General features: G+C 66.8%; 20 protein-coding genes. 10 read left to right on the forward strand and 10 right to left on the reverse strand.

What is annotated here, in order from left to right:
• Positions 1 to 3: 3 nt before the first annotated feature.
• The 3 genes from B4A72_RS12490 to B4A72_RS12500 all read right to left on the reverse strand — a co-directional run bounded on the left by B4A72_RS12490 (position 4) and on the right by B4A72_RS12500 (position 3,810).
• Positions 4 to 1,017 carry a TRAP transporter substrate-binding protein gene (locus B4A72_RS12490; RefSeq protein WP_292956436.1) on the reverse strand — a complete coding sequence of 338 codons (1,014 nt, stop codon included), beginning with the start codon at positions 1,015 to 1,017 and terminating at the stop codon, positions 4 to 6.
• A 19-nt stretch (positions 1,018 to 1,036) separates the two neighbouring features.
• A complete protein-coding gene (locus tag B4A72_RS12495) occupies positions 1,037 to 2,911 on the reverse strand; it encodes a TRAP transporter large permease subunit (protein ID WP_292956434.1) in 1,875 nt (624 codons plus the stop codon).
• Between the two features lie 245 nt (positions 2,912 to 3,156).
• The gene (locus tag B4A72_RS12500) at positions 3,157 to 3,810 is read right to left on the reverse strand and encodes a GntR family transcriptional regulator (protein WP_292956432.1); all 654 of its coding nucleotides are present in this window, start codon (positions 3,808 to 3,810) and stop codon (positions 3,157 to 3,159) included.
• A gap of 133 nt (positions 3,811 to 3,943) precedes the next feature.
• On the opposite strand from B4A72_RS12500, the gene dctP reads away from it, so the two are divergent.
• The 5 genes from dctP to B4A72_RS12525 are packed head-to-tail and all read left to right on the forward strand — an operon-like array spanning position 3,944 to position 9,632.
• Positions 3,944 to 4,933, forward strand: a complete 990-nt coding sequence (dctP, locus tag B4A72_RS12505) for a TRAP transporter substrate-binding protein DctP (RefSeq protein WP_292956429.1) — start codon at positions 3,944 to 3,946, stop codon at positions 4,931 to 4,933.
• A 43-nt stretch (positions 4,934 to 4,976) separates the two neighbouring features.
• Positions 4,977 to 5,477 (forward strand): TRAP transporter small permease, encoded by a 501-nt coding sequence (locus tag B4A72_RS12510; RefSeq protein WP_292956426.1) that lies wholly within the window; start codon positions 4,977 to 4,979, stop codon positions 5,475 to 5,477.
• Positions 5,477 to 6,793, forward strand: coding sequence for a TRAP transporter large permease (locus B4A72_RS12515; RefSeq protein WP_292956423.1), 1,317 nt, complete (start codon positions 5,477 to 5,479; stop codon positions 6,791 to 6,793). Before B4A72_RS12510 ends, B4A72_RS12515 begins: the two co-directional genes overlap by 1 nt.
• Positions 6,790 to 8,112: a malonyl-CoA decarboxylase gene (locus tag B4A72_RS12520; protein WP_292956420.1), complete on the forward strand. Its 1,323-nt coding sequence runs from the start codon at positions 6,790 to 6,792 to the stop codon at positions 8,110 to 8,112. Before B4A72_RS12515 ends, B4A72_RS12520 begins: the two co-directional genes overlap by 4 nt.
• The gene (locus tag B4A72_RS12525; RefSeq protein ID WP_292978734.1) at positions 8,109 to 9,632 is read left to right on the forward strand and encodes a malonate--CoA ligase; all 1,524 of its coding nucleotides are present in this window, start codon (positions 8,109 to 8,111) and stop codon (positions 9,630 to 9,632) included. Before B4A72_RS12520 ends, B4A72_RS12525 begins: the two co-directional genes overlap by 4 nt.
• Here B4A72_RS12525 and B4A72_RS12530 read toward each other — a convergent pair.
• Complete coding sequence (locus tag B4A72_RS12530) at positions 9,620 to 10,897, reverse strand: CAP domain-containing protein (protein ID WP_292956414.1); 1,278 nt, start codon at positions 10,895 to 10,897, stop codon at positions 9,620 to 9,622. The genes B4A72_RS12525 and B4A72_RS12530 overlap by 13 nt on opposite strands.
• Positions 10,898 to 11,059: 162 nt before the next feature.
• Positions 11,060 to 12,109: a LacI family DNA-binding transcriptional regulator gene (locus tag B4A72_RS12535; RefSeq protein WP_292956411.1), complete on the reverse strand. Its 1,050-nt coding sequence runs from the start codon at positions 12,107 to 12,109 to the stop codon at positions 11,060 to 11,062.
• 93 nt (positions 12,110 to 12,202) lie between these two features.
• Here B4A72_RS12535 and B4A72_RS12540 point away from each other — a divergent pair, with 93 nt between their 5' ends.
• From B4A72_RS12540 to B4A72_RS12560, 5 genes are read left to right on the forward strand one after another with little or no spacing between them, the layout of a single operon-like run.
• A complete protein-coding gene (locus B4A72_RS12540; protein WP_292978736.1) occupies positions 12,203 to 13,255 on the forward strand; it encodes a sugar phosphate isomerase/epimerase family protein in 1,053 nt (350 codons plus the stop codon).
• A complete protein-coding gene (locus B4A72_RS12545) occupies positions 13,252 to 14,346 on the forward strand; it encodes a Gfo/Idh/MocA family protein (RefSeq protein WP_292956405.1) in 1,095 nt (364 codons plus the stop codon). Before B4A72_RS12540 ends, B4A72_RS12545 begins: the two co-directional genes overlap by 4 nt.
• Positions 14,343 to 15,827, forward strand: a complete 1,485-nt coding sequence (locus B4A72_RS12550; protein ID WP_292956402.1) for a sugar ABC transporter ATP-binding protein — start codon at positions 14,343 to 14,345, stop codon at positions 15,825 to 15,827. Before B4A72_RS12545 ends, B4A72_RS12550 begins: the two co-directional genes overlap by 4 nt.
• A complete protein-coding gene (locus B4A72_RS12555) occupies positions 15,824 to 16,792 on the forward strand; it encodes an ABC transporter permease (RefSeq protein WP_292956399.1) in 969 nt (322 codons plus the stop codon). The genes B4A72_RS12550 and B4A72_RS12555 overlap by 4 nt, the downstream gene beginning before the upstream one ends.
• 18 nt (positions 16,793 to 16,810) lie before the next feature.
• Positions 16,811 to 17,776 (forward strand): ABC transporter substrate-binding protein, encoded by a 966-nt coding sequence (locus B4A72_RS12560; RefSeq protein WP_292956396.1) that lies wholly within the window; start codon positions 16,811 to 16,813, stop codon positions 17,774 to 17,776.
• Positions 17,777 to 17,845: 69 nt separating this feature from the next.
• On the opposite strand, the gene B4A72_RS12565 is transcribed toward B4A72_RS12560, so the two are convergent.
• The 5 genes from B4A72_RS12565 to B4A72_RS12585 all read right to left on the reverse strand — a co-directional run bounded on the left by B4A72_RS12565 (position 17,846) and on the right by B4A72_RS12585 (position 21,233).
• Complete coding sequence (locus tag B4A72_RS12565; RefSeq protein WP_292978738.1) at positions 17,846 to 18,292, reverse strand: SRPBCC family protein; 447 nt, start codon at positions 18,290 to 18,292, stop codon at positions 17,846 to 17,848.
• Between the two features lie 3 nt (positions 18,293 to 18,295).
• The gene (locus B4A72_RS12570; RefSeq protein WP_292978740.1) at positions 18,296 to 18,610 is read right to left on the reverse strand and encodes an ArsR/SmtB family transcription factor; all 315 of its coding nucleotides are present in this window, start codon (positions 18,608 to 18,610) and stop codon (positions 18,296 to 18,298) included.
• A 120-nt stretch (positions 18,611 to 18,730) separates the two neighbouring features.
• Complete coding sequence (locus B4A72_RS12575; protein WP_292956387.1) at positions 18,731 to 19,483, reverse strand: LamB/YcsF family protein; 753 nt, start codon at positions 19,481 to 19,483, stop codon at positions 18,731 to 18,733.
• On the reverse strand, positions 19,480 to 20,499 hold the full coding sequence (locus B4A72_RS12580; protein WP_292956384.1) for a biotin-dependent carboxyltransferase family protein: 1,020 nt from the start codon (positions 20,497 to 20,499) through the stop codon (positions 19,480 to 19,482). Before B4A72_RS12580 ends, B4A72_RS12575 begins: the two co-directional genes overlap by 4 nt.
• Positions 20,496 to 21,233, reverse strand: a complete 738-nt coding sequence (locus B4A72_RS12585; protein ID WP_292956381.1) for a 5-oxoprolinase subunit B family protein — start codon at positions 21,231 to 21,233, stop codon at positions 20,496 to 20,498. The genes B4A72_RS12580 and B4A72_RS12585 overlap by 4 nt, the downstream gene beginning before the upstream one ends.
• Positions 21,234 to 21,259 lie beyond the last annotated feature (26 nt).

Genomic DNA, 21,259 nt, shown 5'->3' on the forward strand with positions numbered 1-21,259 from the left:
GGATTACAGCGTGCGGCCGACCGCCGATTCCAGGATCGCCCAGGCCTCGTCGCCATAGGTCTTCTTCCACTCGGCGTAAAAGCCCGCCTCGCGCAGCTTGTCCTCGAACGGCTTGGGATCGACATCGTTGAAGACCAGACCCTGCCCCTCCAGTTCGCCCCGCAGATCGGCGTTCAACTGCATCACGTCCTGGCGCTGGTCCATGCCTGCCTTGTTGAAGTTCTCGGCCACGATCTGTTGCAGATCCTCGGGCAGGGCGCCCCAGGCGCGGCGGTTGGCCAGCATCCAGAACCCGTCCCACATGTGGTTGGTCATGCTGACATATTTCTGCACCTCCCACATCTTGGCGACCTTGATGATGGCCAGCGGGTTTTCCTGCCCGTCGACGACGCCGGTCTGCAATGCGGTATAGACCTCGGCGAAGTTGATCGAGGTCGGCGCCGATCCGAAAGCGGTGAACATCGAGGTCCAGAGCGGCGAGACGGGAACCCGGATCTTGAAGCCTTCCAGATCGGCCGGCCCCTCGATCGGCTTGGTCGACGTGGTCGTCTGGCGAAAGCCGTTATCCCAGATCTTCTCCATCACGACCAGGCCCGCATCCTCGATCTGGCCGCGCTCATAAGCGCCCAGTTCGCCATCCATCGCCTTCCAGACGGCATCGTAATCCGGGAAGGCGAAGCCGATACCGTTGATCGAGGCATTGGGCACCAGCGTCGACAGGATCACCGGCGACAGCAGGAAGAATTCGACCCCGCCGGCGCGCAACTGGCTCAGCACGTCGGTATCCGCGCCCAGCTGGTTCGATGGAAAGACCTGCACATCGACGCGGCCGTCGGATTGTTCGGCAATGGCCTTGACCGCCTCGGCGGCGCGGATATTGGTCGGGTGTTCCAGCGGCTGGTTGTTGGCCAGCTTCATGGTGAATTCGGCGGCATTGGCAGGGCGCAGCCGGATGAACGGCGAGGCCAGCACCCCGGCCGAGGCCCCCAGAACCAGCGAACGGCGGTTGAATTTCATGATCATGTCCTCCCTTGGATCATAGAAACGCGGTCGAGAATTGCGGAATCGCGGCGATCACGGCCAGACCGACCATCAGCGCGGCCAGATAGGGCCAGACGCGGGCCATGACCTGATCGGCCTCGGCCCCGCCGATCTTGCAGGCGATGTAGAAACCGATGCCGATGGGCGGCGCCATCAGACCGATATTCATCGCGGTCACGACGATCATCGCGTAGTGGATGTCGTGGATGCCGAGGCCGCGCGCGATGGGAAACATGATCGGCGCCAGCAGCACGATGGCGGGCAGACCCTCCAGCACGCAGCCCAGCACCAGAAAGATCACGATGCTGGCCAGAATGAAGGTCGCCGCACCGCCCGGCAGACCGGTGACGAAGGTCAGCAGATCGCGCGCGAAGCCCGATTGCGTCAGCCCCCAGGCCATCGCCGAGGCCGCGCCCAAAATCAGCAGGATCGCACCCGACATGGCGACGGTTTCCACCAGCATCGGCGTGATCCGGCGCATCGGGATGCCGCCGTAAAGCACGATCCCGGCGACCCAGGCATAGAGCACGGCGACGGTCGAAACCTCGGTCGCGGTGGCCACGCCGCCGCCGACCAGGCCGCGGATCATGAAGGGCAGGACCAGCGCCGGCACGGCGATCACCGCCGCCCGGCCGGCATCGCCCCAGGTGGCGCGGCGGACCGCCGACATGTCCTCGGCCCGCGCCTTCCAGCGGGCAAGCACCGCCAGCGCGACCAGCAGCACCATCGCGATGAACAGCCCGGCCGTGAACAGCCCCGCAATCGATACGCCCGCGACCGAGCCCAGCACGATCAGCACGATCGAGGGCGGCACCGTATCGGCCATCGCCGCGCCCGCCGCCATCTGGGCCGTCATCTCTGGCACCGAATGGCCGCGCCGCTTCATTTCGGGAAACAGCGCCGGGGCGACGGTGGCCATGTCCGACACCTTCGACCCCGAAATCCCGGAAACCAGAAACAGCGATCCCAGCAGGACATAGCTCATCCCGGCCTTCACGTGCCCCAGGAACGACGCCAGGAAACTGACGATGGCGCGGCCCATGCCGGTCGCGTCCAGAATGCAGCCCAGCAGCACGAAGACCGGCACCGACAGCAGGATGATCGACGACATCCCCTCGTCGATCCGTCCGATCATCACGAAGACCGGCGAGCGGGTGGCGAAGGTCAGATAGGCCAGCGTGCCCAGAGCGAAGCAGAAGGCGATGGGCACGCCCGCGACCAGCAGCAGCCCGACCACAAGGCCCAGAAAGATCGGCAGGTTCCAGTTGCCGATCCCCATCAGGGCGGGCTTCGCCAACCACAGCAGTCCGGCGATCGCCGCGAAAACCGCAAGGCTGACCGCGATCCGGCGCCATTCGCGGGTGCGGATCACCGACAGGACCGTCAGCACCGCCATCAGCCCGATCCCTGCCGGCAGCGCCGAGGCCCGCCACGACATCGGAATTCCCAAGGCGGGCGAGGTGACGTAGCTTTCCTCGTAGGCATAGCTGGCGGCGACCGGCAGCAGCCGCAGCAGCAGCACCGCCACCAGCGCCTGCCCCGCCACCTCGACCCAGCGGGTCAGGGGCGCGGGCAGCATCGGCAGGAACACCGTCAGCCGCATGTGTTCGTGGCGATCCACCGCCAGCGCCGCGCCGAACATCGCCATCCAGATGAATGCGATCGAGGCAACCTCGTCGCCCCAGATCAGCGGCTTGTTCAACAGATAGCGCGAGGTGACATTGGCCAGGACCGTGACGATCATCACCACCAGCAGCGCCGCCGAGGCCAGCTCGACCGGCCGCATCCAGGATTCCGCCCGCCTGGGCTGTGACAGTGATTCGACCCCGCCAAGCGCCAGCTCGGCATCCGGCTCATCAGCCAGCTGCATCCGCGATCCTCTCCCTGGCGCCCCCCGGCGCCGCCATCCACGATATGGACGGCCGTTCCCGGGGCCGGACGTTAGGCAGGGAAAGCCTGCCGGGCAAGAAGAAAATCCCGGCAAAGAATCGAATGACATGCGTCCACGATATGGACTCTGCTCAGCCCGCCATCGTCATTCAGCCCCGCCCTGCGGCCTGGCGCGCGGCCGCGACATTGCTGTCGCCGCCACCCGAGCCCGCGCTGACCGATGCCTCATTCCCGGCCGCTGCCATGCTGGGCCAGAAGATCGGCAAAGCGTTCGCCCTGGATCAGGATATGGGCGCGCTGCGCGGCCTCGGCCGCCGCGGCGTCGCCCGCCTCGATGGCGGCGACGATCCGTCCGTGTTCGGCCAGCGACTGACGCAGGCGGCGGGGCAGACGCAGTTGCTGACGGCGAAAGGGCGTCAGCCGCAGATGCAGCAATTCGGCCTGCTGGGACAGGAACAGGTTGCCCGATCCGCGATAGATGGCGCTGTGAAAGCCCTTGTTCGCGGTATAATAGGCCGAGGCGTCGCCGGTATCGGCCGCCGCCGCGCAGCGGGCCAGCCAGCCGCGCAGATCCGCAAACAGGTCGGGGTCGCCGCGTCGCGCACAAAGCCGGGCGCAGACGGCCTCCAGTTCCGCCATCACCTCGAACATCTCGACGATGCGTCCGATCGAGGGGTTCAGCACCTGCGTTCCCCGGCGCGGCTTCAGTTCGACCAGCCCCGATGCCGACAGGCGCTGCAATGCCTCGCGCACCGGCGTGCGCGAGACGCCGAAACGCTCGGCCAGGGCGGGCTCTTCCAGTCGCGTGCCGGGGGGCAGGACGCCTTCGACGATCTCGGCCTCCAGCCTCTCGCTGATGTCGTCGGCGGCGCTGGCCATCACGATCCTTTCTGTTTGTGTGCATAATTATTGCTTGTGTATACACAAAAGTCGAGACAGAATGAGCACCGGGAGAATGAACAGCCGCGTCCGACGCGGCGAAACGGGGCGGGCTCCGCCCGAGGGAGGAAAGATGAAGTTCAAGTCAACCTGCGCCGTTCTGGCGCTGAGTGTCGCGATGCCGCTGGCCGCCGGGGCCGAGGTTCTGAAAGCCAGCCACCAGTTTCCGGGCGGCAAGGGCGATGCCCGCGACGAGATGATGCAGATGATCGCCAAGGACGTGGCCGATGCCGGCGTCGATCTGGAAATCCGCGTCTATCCGGGTGAATCGCTTTACAAGGCCAAGGAACAATGGAGCGCGCTGACCAGCGGGCAACTGGACATGACCTCGTTCCCGCTGGACTACGCGGCGGGACGGGTGCCGCAATTCAGCGTGACGCTGATGCCGGGACTGGTGCGCAACCACGAACGCGCCGCGCGGCTGAACGATTCGCCCTTCATGGACACGATCCACAAGCTGATCGAGGATAACGGGGCCATGGTCCTGTCGGATGCCTGGCTTGCCGGAGGTTTCGTCAGCAAGAAGAACTGCATCACCGCGCCGGACACGATTTCGGGCCAGGTGACGCGGGCGGCGGGACCGGCCTTCGAGCAGATGCTGGTCGGCGCGGGCGCCTCGATTTCCTCGATGCCCTCGTCCGAGATCTATACCGGGATGCAGACCGGCGTTCTGGACGCGGCCAATACCTCGTCGGGGTCGATGGTCAGCTACCGGCTGTATGAACAGGCCAAATGCCTGACCGCACCGGGTGAAAACGCCTTGTGGTTCATGTATGAACCGGTCCTGATCTCGAAGAAGACGTTCGATCGGCTGACCCCGGAACAGCAGCAGGCGCTGAAGGATGCCGGCCAGCGGGCCGAGGAATGGTTCGCCGAACAGGCCGCCGGGCTGGACAGCAAGATGGTGGACACCTTCGAGAAGGCCGGGGTCGAGGTCGTCACCATGTCGCCCGAGAATTTCGATGCCTGGCTGAAGATCGCTCAGGATACCTCGTACAAGAATTTCTCGAACGAGGTCGAGGGCGGCAAGGATCTGATCGACCAGGCGATGGCGGTCGAATGATCCTGGCGATGACCCGCGGAACGGGAAGCCGCGGAGGGTGGCGATGAGCGGCCTTCTGCGGCTTCTGAACGGTCTTGCCCGGCTCAGCGGCCTGCTTGCGATGATGCTGCTGGCCGCGGCGACGGTCGTGGTGACGCAGATGGTGTTTTCCCGCTATGTTCTGGGCGCCTCGACCGTGTGGCAGACCGAATTCGTCATCTACGCCACCACGGCGGCGATGATGCTGGGCAGCCCCTACGTGCTGGCGCTGCGCGGCCATGTCGGGGTCGATCTGCTGGTCGAGGCGGCCGGTCCGGGGCTGCGGCGGGTCTTCGCGCTGATCTCGGGGCTGGCCTCGTTGGGCTTTGTCGGCGCGCTGGCCTGGTCCGGTTTCGTCTTTCTCTACGAGGCCGCCTCGCGCGGCTGGACGACCGACACGATCTGGGCGCTGCCTCTGTGGATCCCGTTCTGGCCGGTGCCTTTCGCGATGGGGCTGATGATGCTGCAACTGATCGTGCAGATGCTGATGGCGATCACGGGCGAGACGCCCGGCAAGGAGGTCTGATGTCTCCGTCCATGGCGGGTATCGCCGTTCTGGTCACGATGCTGGGCCTGCTGGGCGCGGGCACACCCATCGCCTTCGCGCTTGGCTTCGTCGCGGTCGCGGCGCTGGTCCTGTCCGAGGGGTTCAGCGCCATCGGTGGTCTGTCCGAAACCTTCTTCGCCGGGCTGGCCAATTTCGGCATGGTCTCGGTGCCGATGTTCATCCTGATGGGCGCCGCCGTCGCCAGTTCGCCCGCGGGCAGGGATCTGTACGAAGCGCTGGACCGCTGGCTTTACCGGGTGCCGGGCGGCATGGTCATGTCCAATATCGGCGCCTGCGCGCTGTTTGCCGCGCTGTCGGGCAGCAGCCCCGCAACCTGTGCCGCCATCGGCAAGATGGGCATCCCGGAAATGACCAAGCGCGGCTATCCCGACAGCCTGGCCGCCGGATCCATCGCGGCGGGCGGCACGCTGGGCATCCTGATCCCGCCCTCGGTCACGATGATCGTCTACGGCATATCGACCGAGACCTCTATCGGGCGGCTGTTTCTGGCCGGGCTGCTGCCGGGGCTGATGCTGACGGTGCTGTTCATGGCCTGGGCGCTTATCGATTGCTGGCGCAAGGGGATCGCGCTTGGCGATGTGACGCGGCGCTATTCGCTGGCCGAACGGCTTGAGAACCTGCCCCGCGTGCTGCCCTTCCTGCTGATCGTGGCCGCCATCCTGTTCGTGCTTTATGGCGGCGTCGCCACGCCCTCGGAGGCGGCCGGCACCGGCGCGCTGATCTGCATCCTGCTGGTCGCGATCATCTACCGGATGTGGCGGGCGGGCCCGATGATCGCGATCTTCCGCGACACCATCCGCGAGGCGGTGATGATCATGCTGATCATCGGTGCGGCCGAATTGTTCGCCTTTGCCCTGTCCTCGCTGTTCATCACCCAGACCGTCGCCGGTGCCATCGCCGATCTGGAGGTCAATCGCTGGATCCTGCTGATCGTGATCCAGCTTTTTCTGCTGGTCGCGGGCTTCTTCCTGCCGCCGGTCGCCATCATCCTGATGTCGGCGCCGATCCTGATGCCGATCCTCGATTCGGCGGGCTTCGATCCCTACTGGTTCGCGGTCATCCTGACGATCAACATGGAGATCGGGCTGATCACGCCGCCGGTGGGGCTGAACCTCTATGTCATCAACGGGATCGCGCCGCAGATTTCGCTGCGCGACATTCTCTACGGCTCGCTGCCCTTCGTCGGGATGATGGTGCTGGGCATGGTGCTGCTGTCGATCTTTCCGCAGATCGCCCTGTTCCTGCCGGATCTGATCATGGGGCCCGCGCTATGACGCTGACGGCGCAGCTCTATGACCGCCTCAGCAGCCTTGTCGTCAGTTCCGGCTGGCGGCGCGGCAAGGGCACGCCGCCGCCGGCGCCGGATGCGCTGATCGGGGCCGCGCGCGCGCTGACGGAACTGCAATCGGAAACCCGCGGCATGGCGGTCGCGGCGGATATCCTGGCGGGCTATGCCGCGCTGGACGATCCCGAAAAGCGCATCTTCTTCGAGGGCCTGCGCGACGGTTTCGACCCCGACCACGCGGCGCTGGCCCGGGCTGCAAAGGTCTGGCTGGACAAGGGATCGCCCGCCGATCTGGAAGCCCTGTCGCGCTTGGCCGAGCCTCCGCGCCAGGAATTGCTGCGGCGGCTGAACATGGCGCAGGGCGGGACCGTCCGGCTGGTGGGGATGCGCGCCGACCTGCTGCGGCTGACGGGCCGCGACCGGACCTTTGCCCGCGTCGATGCCGATTTCCGTCACCTGCTGCGATCCTGGTTCAATCGCGGATTTCTGCAATTGCTGCGCATCGACTGGCACAGCCCGGCCTTGCTGCTGGAAAAGCTGATCGAATACGAGGCGGTCCACGAGATCCGCGATTTCCGCGATCTTCAGCGCCGGGTCCTGCCGGTGGATCGGCGCTGCTATGCCTATATGCATCCCGCCATGCCCGACGAGCCGCTGATCTTCGTCGAGGTCGCGCTGACCCGCGGGCTGCCCGATTCCGTGCAGGCGCTGATCGACGAAAGCCGTGCACCGCTGGACCCCGAAGACGCCGATACGGCCGTCTTCTATTCCATATCGAACTGCCAGTCGGGGCTGGCGGGCATCAGTTTCGGCAATCTGCTGATCAAGAACGTGGTCGCCGAACTGTCCCGCGAATTGCCCGAACTGGCGACCTTCGTCACGCTGTCGCCGATTCCCGGCCTGCGCGCCTGGCTGGAGGAACGGGCCGCCGCGGGCGAGGCCGAGGCCACCGCCCTGCTGCGCGATCCGCAGCCCGGCCCGCTGACCGCACAGACCGCGCGCTACCTTCTGCTGGCCAAGGATGCCAAAGGCCGGCCCCGCGATCCGGTGGCCCGCTTTCACCTGGGCAACGGCGCCGAGGCGCACCGACTGATCGCCGGCGCCGACATTTCGGACCGGGGAACGAGGCAAAGCCTCGGGATGATGGTCAACTACCTCTATGACCGGCGCCGGATCGAGGCCCAGCACGACGATTTCACCGAACGCGGTATCATCGCCGCGCCGAAGCGGTTGCAGGACATCGCGCGCAAGGCCGAGATCGAGGCCGCCCCGGCCGGCAGACGGACCAAAACGGACAGCAAGACATGACGAACACGCTTTTCGACGCATTGATGGCCCCGCACAAGGGCGAGGCGCGCGATTTCCTGATCCTGCCGGACGGATCAAGCCTGTCCTATGACGACATCCATCGCCTGTCGGGCCGGCTTGCGAACCTGCTGACGGCGCAGGGCGTGAAGCCCGGCGACCGGGTGGCGGTGCAGGTCCAGAAATCACCCGAGGCGCTGGCCCTCTATCTGGCGACGATCCGCGCGGGCGCGGTCTTTCTGCCGCTGAACACGGCCTATACCCCGGCCGAGATCGCCTATTTCGTCGGCGATGCCGAACCCGCGCTTGTCGTCTGCGATCCCGCCCGCGCGGCCCGGCGCGACGACTTCCTGCCCGATGGCGGCAAGCTGATGACGCTGGACGCGGATGGCGAGGGCGACTTGATCGAGGCCGCGATCTGCCATGCCGAGGTGCAGAACCCGGTGCCACGCCGGGGCGATGATCTGGCGGCGATCCTTTACACCTCGGGCACGACCGGCCGGTCCAAGGGCGCCATGCTGAGCCATGACAACCTGCTGTCGAACGCGCGCGTGCTGGCCGATGCCTGGCGCTTCACCTCGGAGGACGTGCTGCTGCACGCGCTGCCGATCTTTCACACGCATGGGTTGTTCGTCGCCTCGAACGTGCTGATGCTGGCCGGCGGGGCGATGATCTGGCTGCCGAAATTCGATGCGGCCCAGGTGATCGAGCTGCTGCCGCGGGCGACCAGCATGATGGGCGTGCCGACCTTCTACACCCGCCTGCTGGACCGGCCCGATTTTACCGGCGAACTGGTGCAGAAGATGCGGCTGTTCACCTCGGGCAGCGCACCGCTGCTGGCCGAGACGCATCGCGCCTTCGAGGATCGGACCGGGCACCGGATTCTCGAACGCTATGGCATGACGGAAACCAACATGAACACCTCGAACCCCTATGAGGGCGAGAGGCGGGCGGGCACGGTGGGCTTTCCGCTGCCCGGCGTCGCGCTGCGGATCACCGGCGAGGACGGATCCTTGCTGTCGCGCGGCGAGATAGGCCAGATCGAGGTTCGCGGCGATAACGTGTTCCAGGGCTATTGGCGAATGCCCGACAAGACGGCCGAGGATCTGGCGCCGGATGGCTGGTTCCGAACCGGCGATCTGGGCATGATCGATCCGGACGGCTATGTGGTGATCGTGGGACGCGGCAAGGATCTGATCATCTCGGGCGGCTTCAACATCTATCCCAAGGAGGTCGAACTGCTGATCGACGAGATGCCGGGCGTTCTGGAAAGCGCCGTGATCGGCGTGCCGCATCCCGATTTCGGCGAAGGCGTGGTGGCCGTGATCGCGCGCGCCGAAGGGGCCGAACCGGACCCGGATGCGATCATCGCCGACCTCTCGGACAGGCTGGCCAGATTCAAGCAGCCCAAGAAGGTGATGATCATCGACGAATTGCCGCGCAACACGATGGGCAAGGTGCAGAAAGCCGCGTTGCGGGCCGAATATGCCGAACTTTTCAGCGGCCGTGATCAGACCAGGTAGATCGCGTTCGTCACGTCCTGGGCGCTGAGGCTCTCGCCCACGAAGACGATCCTGTCCGCGTCCAGAAGCTCGACAATGACGCCACCTGCCGTCTCGCGGATCGCGTCGCTGATGAAATTCGCGTCGCTGGTTCCGATGGCGCTTCGCGCGATCATCACCCGGTCCTCGATCGGATCGAAATCCGCCACCCGATCGACGCCGCCGCCCGGGCCGAAGATGAAACTGTCCGCGCCCGCGCCGCCGATCAGCGTGTCATTGCCCGCCGCGCCACGCAGCGTATCGTCGCCGCCGCGCCCTTCAAGCCGGTCATCGCCATCATTTCCGGCCAGATAATCGTCGCCGCCGACGCCGACCAGCCGGTCATCGCCCGAGCCTCCGGCGATCCGGTCATTGCCCGCGCCGCCATAGACCAGGTCGGCACCGGCGCCGCCCGTCAGCCGGTCGTTGCCGTCCTTGCCGAGAATCAGGTCGTCGCCATTGCCGCCATGCATCAGGTCGTTGCCCAGCCCGCCGACCAGGCGGTCGTTGCCGCCCTGTCCCAGCACCCGGTCATTTCCGCCCTGACCCTCCAGCGTATCGTCGCCATTGCCGCCCGCGATCCAGTCATGTCCGCTGCCCGCCCGAACGAAGGTGTCGAAGCCGCCCAGCCGGATGTCGTCGCCGCGACTCGTCCCCCGGACCGATCCCGATGGCGCGCTGAGATAGGTCTGGCCGTCGAAATGGGGCAGCCATGCGGCTCGGCCCGGCTGCGTCACCGCCAGATCCGGCAGCGGCAGTCGCGGCAGGCCGTTGCTGTAGTCGATATCGACATCGCCATCGGTTGCCGCAAAGTTCTGCGTGACCATCAGAACCTTGTAGTCCTGATTGTCGCGGGTGAAGTCGCCGACCTTGAGACCGATCCCGATCACCTCGGCATCGGGGTTGAGGATATTGGCGCGATGCGAGGGGCTGTCCATGAACATCCGGTGCAGGGCGCGCACATCGTCGTTCAGCCCGTCGCCCGTCGTCACGCTGCGATAGGCGATGTTTTCCGACGTCATCCAGCGCCCATCCAGATCCAGCCCCGCCGCCCGCATCCGGTCTGTCGGGCTGCTGCCGCCGCGGCCGGTATGCGAAAAGACATCCGCCGACAGCATCCAGGCCGAATGCGCGTCCGCCGATTGGTTCAGCGCGGTTTCGATGCGCAGGGGGTCCAGCCCGTAACTTGCGCGGCTCGCATTCACGAGGCTGACGAAATAGCGTTCGGCGGCGGAGGCGATCGACATCGTTCAGGTCCGTTCAGGTTTTTGTGCTGGCACAACCTTAGCGCGCATTTCGTGCGATGCTCGCCCGAATTGCAGAGAATGCAACACATTACCGCGAAGTTAACGACAACCCGCGGGAATTCCGGTTGAAATTCCTGTCCGCCCCTTGGCTCCGGCGTTCGATCACGCGCCGGTCGGAGAGGCCGTCCGATTCGCCGATTCCGGCGGAGCGGCCGTCGTTTCCCGCACCATCAGCCTGGGCTGCAACCGCGTGATGGCAGGCGCCGCGTGCCCGGCGATCCGGGCCAGGACGATTCGTGCGGCCTCCCGGCCCAGGGCGCGTTTCGGCTGGCGGATGGTGGTCAGCGCCGGCGTCAGATGCGAGGCCAGGTCGATATCGTCGAAGCCGATCAGCGACAGGTCGGCGGGCACCCGGTAACCGGCCCGGATCAGACCTGACTGAAAGGCGCAGGCCATCTCGTCCGAAAAGGCGAAGACGGCGGTCGGGCGGCTATGCGCCGGCATCGCGATCCAGTCGCGCGCCGCGCCCCGGCCCGCCTGCAGGCTGAAATCGCCCGGAAACAGCGTGATCCCGGCATTCCGCGCCTCTTGCATGGCGCCGTCCAGCCGGGCCTTGTGCAGCACATTGTCGGGCGGCCCGCCGATCAGGCCGATGCGGTCGTGACCCAGCTCGCGCAGATGCGCGACAGCCAGCCGCGCGCCCTGTCGATTGTCCAGCACCACCCGTGGCAGATCCGCGCCCTCGATCCATTCGCAGGCCGTGACCACGGGCGGCAGCCCCGCCCCGCCGGTCAGATCGGCATGGGGCACCAGCCCGTCCAGCAGAATGATGCCATCGGCGCGGGACGGATCCAGAAAGGCGCGCAGATCGCGGTGACGGCCGCTTTCGTCCAGCGTGTCGGCGACCAGCAGATCATAGCCCGCCGCCGCCAGTTCGCGCCCCATCCCGTCGAGGATCTTGGCGAAGAAAGGGTTGCCGAGGTTGGGCACCAGCGCCACGACGCTGCCCGTGCGCTGCTTGCGCAGGTTGCGGGCGGCATGGTTCAGCCGGTATCCGGTCGCGGCCACAGCCTCGGCCACGCGGGTCCGCGTCGGCTCGGCCACCAGATCGGGCCGCGAGAGAACCCGACTGACGGTCGAGGCCGACACCCCCGCAAGCCGCGCCACATCCGACAATTTTGCCCGCCCCGGCGGATTGGCCTCGTGATCCATCGCGAAAGGGTATGCGCCACCGCGCGGCGCCGCAAGAAAATGTTTGCAATCGATTGCAGGGCCGTGCAGGCTGACCATGTGGAAGGGGGAGCCATGCAGACGATCAAGGGACCGGCGCTGTTTCTGGCGCAGTTCATCGGCGAAGCCGCGCCGTTCGACACCTGGGACGGGATCACCCGCTGGGCCGCCGGTTGCGGCTATCTGGGCGTGCAGGTGCCAACCAGCGATCCGCGCATTCTGGATCTGGACCGGGCCGAATCCTCGCAGGATTACCGCGACGAATTCCTGGGCACCGCGCGCGAAAACGGGGTCGAGGTGACAGAGCTTTCGACCCATCTGCAAGGTCAGCTGGTGGCGGTCCACCCCGCCTATGACGCCGGTTTCGACGCCTTCGCGCCCCCTGGCCTGCGCGGCGATCCCGCCGCGCGGCAGGAATGGGCGGTCGATCAGATAGGCCGCGCGATCCGGGTCAGCCGGCTTCTGGGCCTGGACCGGATGGCCACCTTTTCCGGTGCCCTGGCCTGGCCCTATCTCTACCCCTGGCCGCAGCGTGCCCCCGGACTGGTCGAGGCCGCCTTCGACACGCTGGCGGCCCGCTGGCAGCCCCTGCTGGATCTGGCCGAGGATCACGGCGTCGACATCTGCTACGAGATCCATCCCGGCGAAGATCTGCATGACGGCATCACCTTCGAGATGTTTCTCGACCGCGTGAAGGATCACGGTCGCGCCAACATGCTGTTCGATCCGTCCCACTACCTTCTGCAACAGCTCGATTACCTTCAGAACATCGACATCTATCGCGACCGGATCCGGATGTTCCACGTCAAGGATGCCGAATTTCGCCCGACCGGGCGGCAGGGCGTTTACGGCGGTTTCCAGACCTGGGCCGATCGGGCGGGCCGGTTCCGCAGCCTCGGCGACGGGCAGGTCGATTTCGGGGCGATCTTCTCGAAGCTGACGCAATACGGCTTTGACGGATGGGCCGTGGTCGAATGGGAATGTGCACTGAAGCACCCCGAGGACGGGGCCCGCGAAGGCGCAGCCTTCGTGCGCGACCACATCATCCGGGTGACGCCCCATGCCTTCGACGATTTCGCGGCATCCGGCGTGGACCGCGCCGCCATCGACAAGGCGCTTGGATTATGAGGCCGATCCGGCTGGGCATGGTCGGTGGCGGCAGCGGCGCCTTCATCGGCGCGATCCACCGCATCGCGGCGCGGATGGACGGGCATTTCACGCTCGTGGCCGGGGCGCTGTCCTCGGAACCCGGCCGGGCGCAGGCCAGCGCGGCGGAACTGGGCGTGCGGGGCTATGACGACTTCGGCGCGATGGCCCGCGACGAGGCCGCGCGCGAAGACGGGATCGAGGCCGTGGCGATCGTCACCCCGAACCACATGCACGCAGCCCCCGCCGCAGCCTTCCTGAACGCGGGCATCCACGTCATCTGCGACAAGCCGCTGGCCGCCACTCGGGGTCAGGCCGCCGAGATCGAAGCCGCCGCCAAGTCAGGCACCGCCCGCTTCTTCCTGACCCACAATTACAGCGCCCTGCCAATGATCCGCGAGGCCCGCGCGATGGTGGCCGAGGGCGCCATTGGCGATCTGCGGCTGGTGCAGGCGGAATATCTGCAAGGCTGGCTGTCTGGACCGGCGCGGGGCAAACAGGCCGAATGGCGCACCGATCCGGTTCGCGCGGGCGCCGGCGCGCTTGGCGATATCGGCACCCATGCCTGGCAACTGGCCGCGTTCGTGACCGGCCAGACGCCCGACCGCCTGTCGGCCGATCTGTCCAGCATCGTGCCGGGCCGGCCCATCGACGACGATGCCCGGATCGCCCTGCGCTATGGCTCGGGGGCCAAGGGCGGAATCTGGGCCAGCCAGGTCGCGATCGGGCAGGAGAACGGGCTGTCGCTGCGTCTTTTCGGCACCGAAGGCGCGCTGGCATGGCGCCTGCCCGATCCCGAGCGGCTGATCTTCACGCCCAGGGACGATGCCCCCCGCATCCTGACCCGCGCGCAGGATCGCAGCGCATCCTTCCGCACGCCACCCGGCCATCCCGAAGGATACCTGGAAGGATTCGCCAATCTTTACAGCGATATCGCGGCGATCATCCGGGGAGACACGACGCATCTGGACCGCGTGCCGGGCCTTGAAGCCGGCCTGTCGGGAATGGCCTTCATCGCGGCGGCGCAGGAATCCTCGGCCCGCGACGGGGCTTGGATCAGGGTGGCGGAATGACGGTGCTGGCCCTTCAGGATGTCTCCAGACGTTTCGGCCCGATCGAGGTGCTGCACCACGTCGATCTGGCGCTTGAACCGGGTCAGGTCCATGCCCTGATCGGCGAGAATGGCGCCGGCAAGTCCACCATCATGAAGATCCTCGGCGGCTTTCTGGATCCGACCGAGGGCCAGATCCTGCTGGACGGCCAGGCCGTCCGCTTCGCCAGCGGCCCGCGGGCCGAGGCGCAGGGCATCGTCGTGATCCACCAGGAATTCAACCTTGCCGCCGACCTGTCGGTCGCGGCCAACATCTTTCTGGGGCGAGAAACAGGCGGCTGGCGGCTGGACCACCAGGCGATGCGCCGAGACACCGCCGCCCTGCTGGACCGGCTCCATTCCCCGATCAGCCCCGACACGCCGATCCGCGACCTGTCCGTGCCCAACCGCCAGATGGTCGAGATCGCCAAGGCCCTGTCGCGCAAGGCCCGCGTGCTGATCATGGACGAGCCGAGCGCGGTCCTGACCCACCGCGAGGTCGGCACGCTTTACGAACAGATCGACCGGCTTCGCCGCGAAGGCGTCGCGATCCTCTATTGCTCGCACCGGCTGGACGAGGTCGCGCATCTGGCCGACCGCATCACCGTGCTGCGCGACGGCCGCGTCGTGCGGCAGGCGATGCGCGGCGAATTGACCGAAGACGGCATGGCCACCGCCATGGTCGGCCGCGAATTGCAGGATTTCTATCCGCCCAAGGGCAGCCATTCCGACAGGCCCGCCTTGCAGGTCACGGGCCTGACCGTGCCGGGCAAGGTCCACGACGTCAGTTTCACCCTGCACGAAGGCGAGGTGCTGGGCCTTGCCGGCCTTGTCGGCTCGGGTCGGACCGAGCTGGCCGAGGGGCTGGTCGGTCTGCGCGCATCCACGGGCGAGATCCGCGTCAACGGCCAGCCGGTCGCGATCCGCAGCCTTCGGGACGCCTTCGCATCGGGGCTGGCCTATCTGACCGAGGATCGGAAAGAGGCCGGTCTGCTGCTGGACAAGGGCCTGCGCGAGAACCTGACCCTGGCCAGCCTGTCCCGCTTTGGCCATCTGCGGCTGGATACGCAGGCCGAGGATGTGGCGCTGGACCGGGCCACACGGGAATTCGACATCCGCGCGCCCAGCCGCACGATGATCGCGGGCAAGCTGTCGGGCGGCAACCAGCAGAAGCTGCTGCTGGCCAAGACGATGCTGCCCGATCCCCGCATCATCATCATCGACGAACCGACGCGCGGCATCGACGTGGGCACCAAGGCGCAGATCTATGCCTTCATCCGCGATCTGGCGACGCAGGGTCGCAGCCTGATCGTCATCAGCAGCGAAATGACCGAGGTGATCGGCCTGGCCGACCGCGTCCTGGTCATGCGCGAGGGCCGCATCGCCGGCGAGGTCACGGGAAACGACATGACGGAAGACAGGATCGTGCGCCTTGCCATGGGCGTCAGGGGCGAGGCCGCATGAAACCCGATCTGCATACCCTCGGCCCGCTGATCGCGCTGATTGCGCTGGTCATTCTGGGCGCTTTGCTGAACCCGGCCTTCCTGGCGCCGGCCAACATCACCAACGTGCTGGCCCGTTCCGCCTTTATCGGCATGATCGCGGTCGGCATGACCTTCGTCATCACCGCGGGCGGGCTGGATCTGTCGGTCGGCTCGATGGCCGCGTTTCTGGCCGGCATCGCCATCATCGCGATGAACGCCGCCCTGCCCGGCCTGGGCGAGAATTGGGGCACGATCATCATCGGCATGGGCGTTGCCATCCTTGGCGGGATCGCCGCGGGATACCTGAACGGCGCGCTGATCACCAAGGCAAGGATCGAACCCTTCATCGTCACCCTGGGCACGATGGGCATCTTCCGGTCGCTGGTGACATGGCTGGCCGACGGCGGCACGCTCAGCCTGGATTACGGGCTGCGCACCCTCTATCGCCCGGTCTATTACGGCGGCATCGGCTGGATCACCTGGCCGATCATCGTCTTCGCGCTGACCGCCATGGCGGGCGAATGGATGATGCGCCATTCCCGCTTCGGTCGCCATGTCGAGGCGATCGGCTCGAACGACCGGGTGGCGCGCTATTCCGCCATCGACGTGAATCGCGCGCGGCTGCTGACCTACATGCTTCTGGGCCTTCTGGTCGGGCTGGCCACGGTTCTGTACGTGCCGCGCCTCGGCTCGGCCTCGGGCGGGACCGGCGTGTTGTGGGAACTGGAGGCGATCGCCGCCGTCATCATCGGCGGCACCGCGCTGAAGGGCGGGCGGGGCCGCGTCTGGGGCACGGTCGTGGGCGTGCTGATCCTGTCGCTGATCGACAACATCCTGAACCTCGCCGATCTGGTCAGCCCCTATCTGAACGGCGCCATCCAGGGAATCATCATTGTCCTCGCTGTCGTCTTGCAGCGGGAAAAACGCACCGCCGACGAGCGGTGATCCAAGGGAGGGAAAGGAATGAAACGCAGAAGCCTGATGAAATCCGCGGCCATCGTCGCGGTGCTGGGCCTTGCCGGCGGCGCCGCCGTCGCGCAGCAGGACGGCGAAAAGACCATCATCGGCGTGTCGATCCCGTCGGCCACCCACGGCTTCATGGGCGGGCTGAACTGGCACGCCCAGGACACGATCGACCGACTGGGCAAGGTCTATCCGAATCTTGAATTCGTGCTGTCCACGGCGGGCGACGCGGCCAAGCAGGTCAGCGATATCGAGGACATGATGGCCACGCGCAACATCGACGCGCTGATCGTGCTGCCCTTCGAATCCGAACCGCTGACCGCCCCGGTCGCCGCGGTGAAAAAGGCCGGCAAGTTCGTCACCGTCGTCGATCGCGGCCTGTCGCAAGAGGGGATCGAGGATCTGTATGTCGCCGGCGACAATACCGCCTTCGGCCGTGTCGCGGGCGAATATTTCAAGGAAAACCTTCAGCCGGGCGCCAAGATCGTCGTGCTGCGCGGCATCCCGACCACGCTGGACAACGAGCGCGTGGAGGCGTTCCAGACGGCGCTGGAGGGCTCGGATATCGAGATCCTCGACATGCAGCACGGCAACTGGAACCGCGACGACGCCTTTACCGTGATGCAGGATTACCTGTCGAAATATCCCCAGATCGACGCCGTCTGGGCAGCCGATGACGACATGGCCATCGGCGTGATGGAGGCGATCGCCGCCGCCGACCGGACTGACGAGATGTGGGTGATCGGCGGGGCCGGGATGAAGGAAATCGTCAAGCGCATCATGGAGGGCGACCCGCAACTGCCGGTCGATGTGACCTATCCGCCGGCGCTGATTTCCTCGGCGATCGAGATGACGGCGCTGAACTTCGTGTCCGGCGCGCCGATGGTCGGCCGCTTCATCATCGGCAGCCAGCTGATCACGCCGGAAAACGCGGAACAATTCTACTTTCCCGACAGCCCGTTCTGAAAGCGGGCCTTGTGGAAAAAGTGGCAGCGCCCGATGCCGGGCGGGCGCTGCCACTGACGCGGCTTCTGCCTACAGATCCATCCCCTGCCCGGTTTCCAGCAGCGATTTCATGCTGGACAGGACCAGCGGCCAGCCCTCGGTGATCCCCTTCAGCATCCCGCTGCCGGGCTGCAAATCCTCGTGGGTGACGGTCAGCCTGACCATCCGGTCCTGCTGCTCGATGTCAAAGGTCACGCGACTGAACTGGGCGGGGTCGTCCTGCTGGCTTTCATTCGCCCAACTCAGCACCAGGCGCCGGGGCGGGTCGCTTTCCAGCACCTTGCCCACCAGATCGACACTGCGCGCCGGATTCGTGCGGACATGGCGCCATTCCGATCCGGGCTGCCAGTCGTCCGAGATGTTTTCATGCCCCCAGTAGCGGCAGGCGATCTCGGGTCGGGTAATGGCCTCGAAGACCTTATCGGGCGTCGTGCGGATATAGGTGACATAGACGAAGCTGGCTGACATGTCGGTCATCGCTCACTCCTGTTCCAATTGCTGTCTGAGGTCGGACAGAAGGCCCAGACGGCCCTCCTCGAACTTTCGGATCCAGCGCCCATAGACCTCGTAGAGCGGGACCGGATTGATGAAGTGCAGTTTCTCGCGCCCCCGCCTGACGGTGCTGATGAGGTTCGCGTCTTCCAGAATCCCCAGATGCTGGGTCACCGACTGGCGCGTCATCTCCATCCGGTCGCAAAGCTGGCCCAGCGTCTGGCCGTTCTGCTCGCACAGCCGATCCAGCAGGCGCCTGCGGCCGGGATCGGCCAGCGCCTTGAAGACCTTGTCGTCATCCATTCTCGATTCCGCCTCGGGACAGGAACTAATATGCAGGTAAAAACCTGCTCGTCAAGACGTGCAGGCAAAAAACTGCATGTCTTGCGCAGCGGCGCATTTCCGGCGGCGCCCCGGCCCCGGTCAGAACCGCGCGACCTCGATCCCGGCCGCGCCCAGATGATCGCGCAGCGCCCGTGCCATCGCCACCGCGCCGGGGCTGTCGCCATGCACGCAGATCGTGTCGATCCGGCACGGGATCTGCTTGCCCGATGCGGTGATGATCGCGCCCGCCCGCAGCATCGTCTCGATCCGCGCGCCGACCTGCGCCGCATCATGCAGGACCGCGCCGGGCTGGCTGCGATCGACCAGCGTCGCATCCTCGTTATAGGCACGGTCGGCAAAGATCTCTCCGGCCCAGGCCGCGCCCAGATCCCGGGCCACCTGCTGCATTGGCGTCCCGGCCAGCACCACCAGCACGATTTCCGGATCGACCGCCAGCGCCGCACGATAGCAGGCGCGCGCGATCTCGGGGTCTTCGCTGGCCATGTTGGCCAGGGCGCCGTGCAGCTTCAGGTGTCGCACCTGCGCGCCCTGCGACCGCGCCACGCCCTGCGCCGCGCCCAGCTGATAGGCAACCATGTTGCCAAGTTCCTCGGCCGACAGGCGCAGCCGCCGCCGCCCGAAGCCCTGCAGATCGTGAAAGCCCGGATGCGCCCCGATGCCGACGCCCTTGCCCTGCGCCTGCCGCATCACGCGCGCCATCACATCGGGATCGCCGGCATGAAAGCCGCAGGCGATATTGGCCGATGTGATCACATCCAGCAGCCCGGCATCATCGCCCATCGTCCAGGGGCCGAAGCCCTCGCCCATGTCGGAATTCAGATCGACCTTCATTCGTCCTCCAGTTCCCGCCCCGCCGTGACGCCGCCAACCAGTTGATAGGACAGAAGGTCGGCAATCGTCGAGGGCTCGCGGATCAGGTTGCGGCAGCGCCCCGCCGCCTCGCGCAAGAGCGCCGCATCATCGCGCCACAGCGCATCGGCCTGGGACGCGTCGAGGCGCTGAAACCGCAATGCCGCCCCTTCGGCGGCCTGCGCGATCCGGGGCAGGTCTGCGGGGATCACCCGACCGATGCGGGGATAGCCGCCCATGGTCTGACATTCCGCCATCAGCACGAAGGGCACGCCCTCGCCGGTCAGTTGCACATCGCCCGGTCCGATCACGTCCGAAGCCAGTCCCGCCGCATGGTCCGAGGTAAAGCATCCCTTCCCCGTCTGAACCAGAATCCCCTGCCGGTTCGCCCGCTGCCCGCGCCTGAAACCGGCGGCATAGAAGGCCTCCAGCACGTCATCGGCGAACAGGCCGGTCTGCGGCCCATCCATCACCCGCAGCGTGCCGCCGCCAAAGCGCACGGCGGGTTCGATCACCCTTGCGGGGCGGTCGGGGTCGGGATCCTCGCCGCAGGGCAGGTCGTCGCCGCTGTCCAGCAACGCGCCAATGCCGATGCTCAGATGCGCGGCGCGGCTGCCCAGCCATTCCGGCGTGGCGATCCCGCCCGCCGGTGTCAGATAGCCGTAGACGCCGCTGTCCACGCCACCAATGCGCAGAGCTTGACCGGGCAGGATCAGGTGACAGCCATGCCAGCGCAACGGCGCATCGTCCAGAAAGGCGGCCATCGGCGCACCGGTCAGCGCCACCCGCATCGGCGCATCGACGCCGAAGACGCCGCCCGCGCCGGCCATCTCGATCGCCGCCAGCGGCGTGTCCGCGCCCAGAAGCGCGGCGGCCTCGATCAGGGCCATCCGGTCCATCGCACCGCCGCATGACAGGCCCTGCCCCAGATGGCCGGGCCGCCCCATGTCCTGCACCGACAGCAGCCCGTCGGCGCGGCTGATGGTCAACCGGCTCATCGCAGGATCTCCAGCCGCGCGCCGCCCATGCCATCGGGCGTCATCAGCCCCTCGATCTCGGCCGCGCCGATCGGGGCATAGCGGATCGCATCTCCCGCCTTCAGCAGCATCGGCGTCTCGCGATCCGGAACGAAGGTGCGGAACCCGGTCCGCGCCACCTGACGCCAGCCCGTGGTCGAGGCCGCGCCGAAGATCACGATCTGGCGCACGGCGACGACGACGGCGCCGACCGGCACGTTCGGCGTCATCTCGGCCAGCCGCGGCAGGTTCCAGGCACGGGGCAACAGCCCGATATAGGGCTGGCCGGGGGCGAAGCCGATGGCCAGGACCCGCAGATCGGCCTCGCAGATCTGCTGCACCGCACGATCTTCGGACATGCCCAGCTTTTCGGCCACCTCGGCCAGTTGCGGGCCGTGATCGCCGCCGAAAGCCGCCGGGATGGTCCAGCGCCGGGGCGGATCGGGCAGCACCGGACGCGCGGCCGCGATCCGTTCGGCCCGCGCCGCCAGATCGCGCGCCACCGCGCCCCGATCGGTCCGGCCCGGATCGAACCGCACCAGGACCGAAACCAGCGCCGGGGCGATCTCGACCGCGGCGGCCGGTGCGTCGTCTTGCAATTCCGCAGCCAGAACCTGCGCCGCCGCCATCGCGTCGGGATCGGGCGTCAGGCCGAAGCGGACCAGAACCCCGTCCGGCCCCGCGGGCAGCACCTCGGGCGAGCGCGCGTCGCTCATCGCGGCGCGATCCTTGCCATCGGGCG

Origin of the sequence: Paracoccus sp. UBA5162 (genome assembly GCF_002413585.1) — a bacterium.
In the GTDB taxonomy this organism is placed as follows: domain Bacteria; phylum Pseudomonadota; class Alphaproteobacteria; order Rhodobacterales; family Rhodobacteraceae; genus Paracoccus.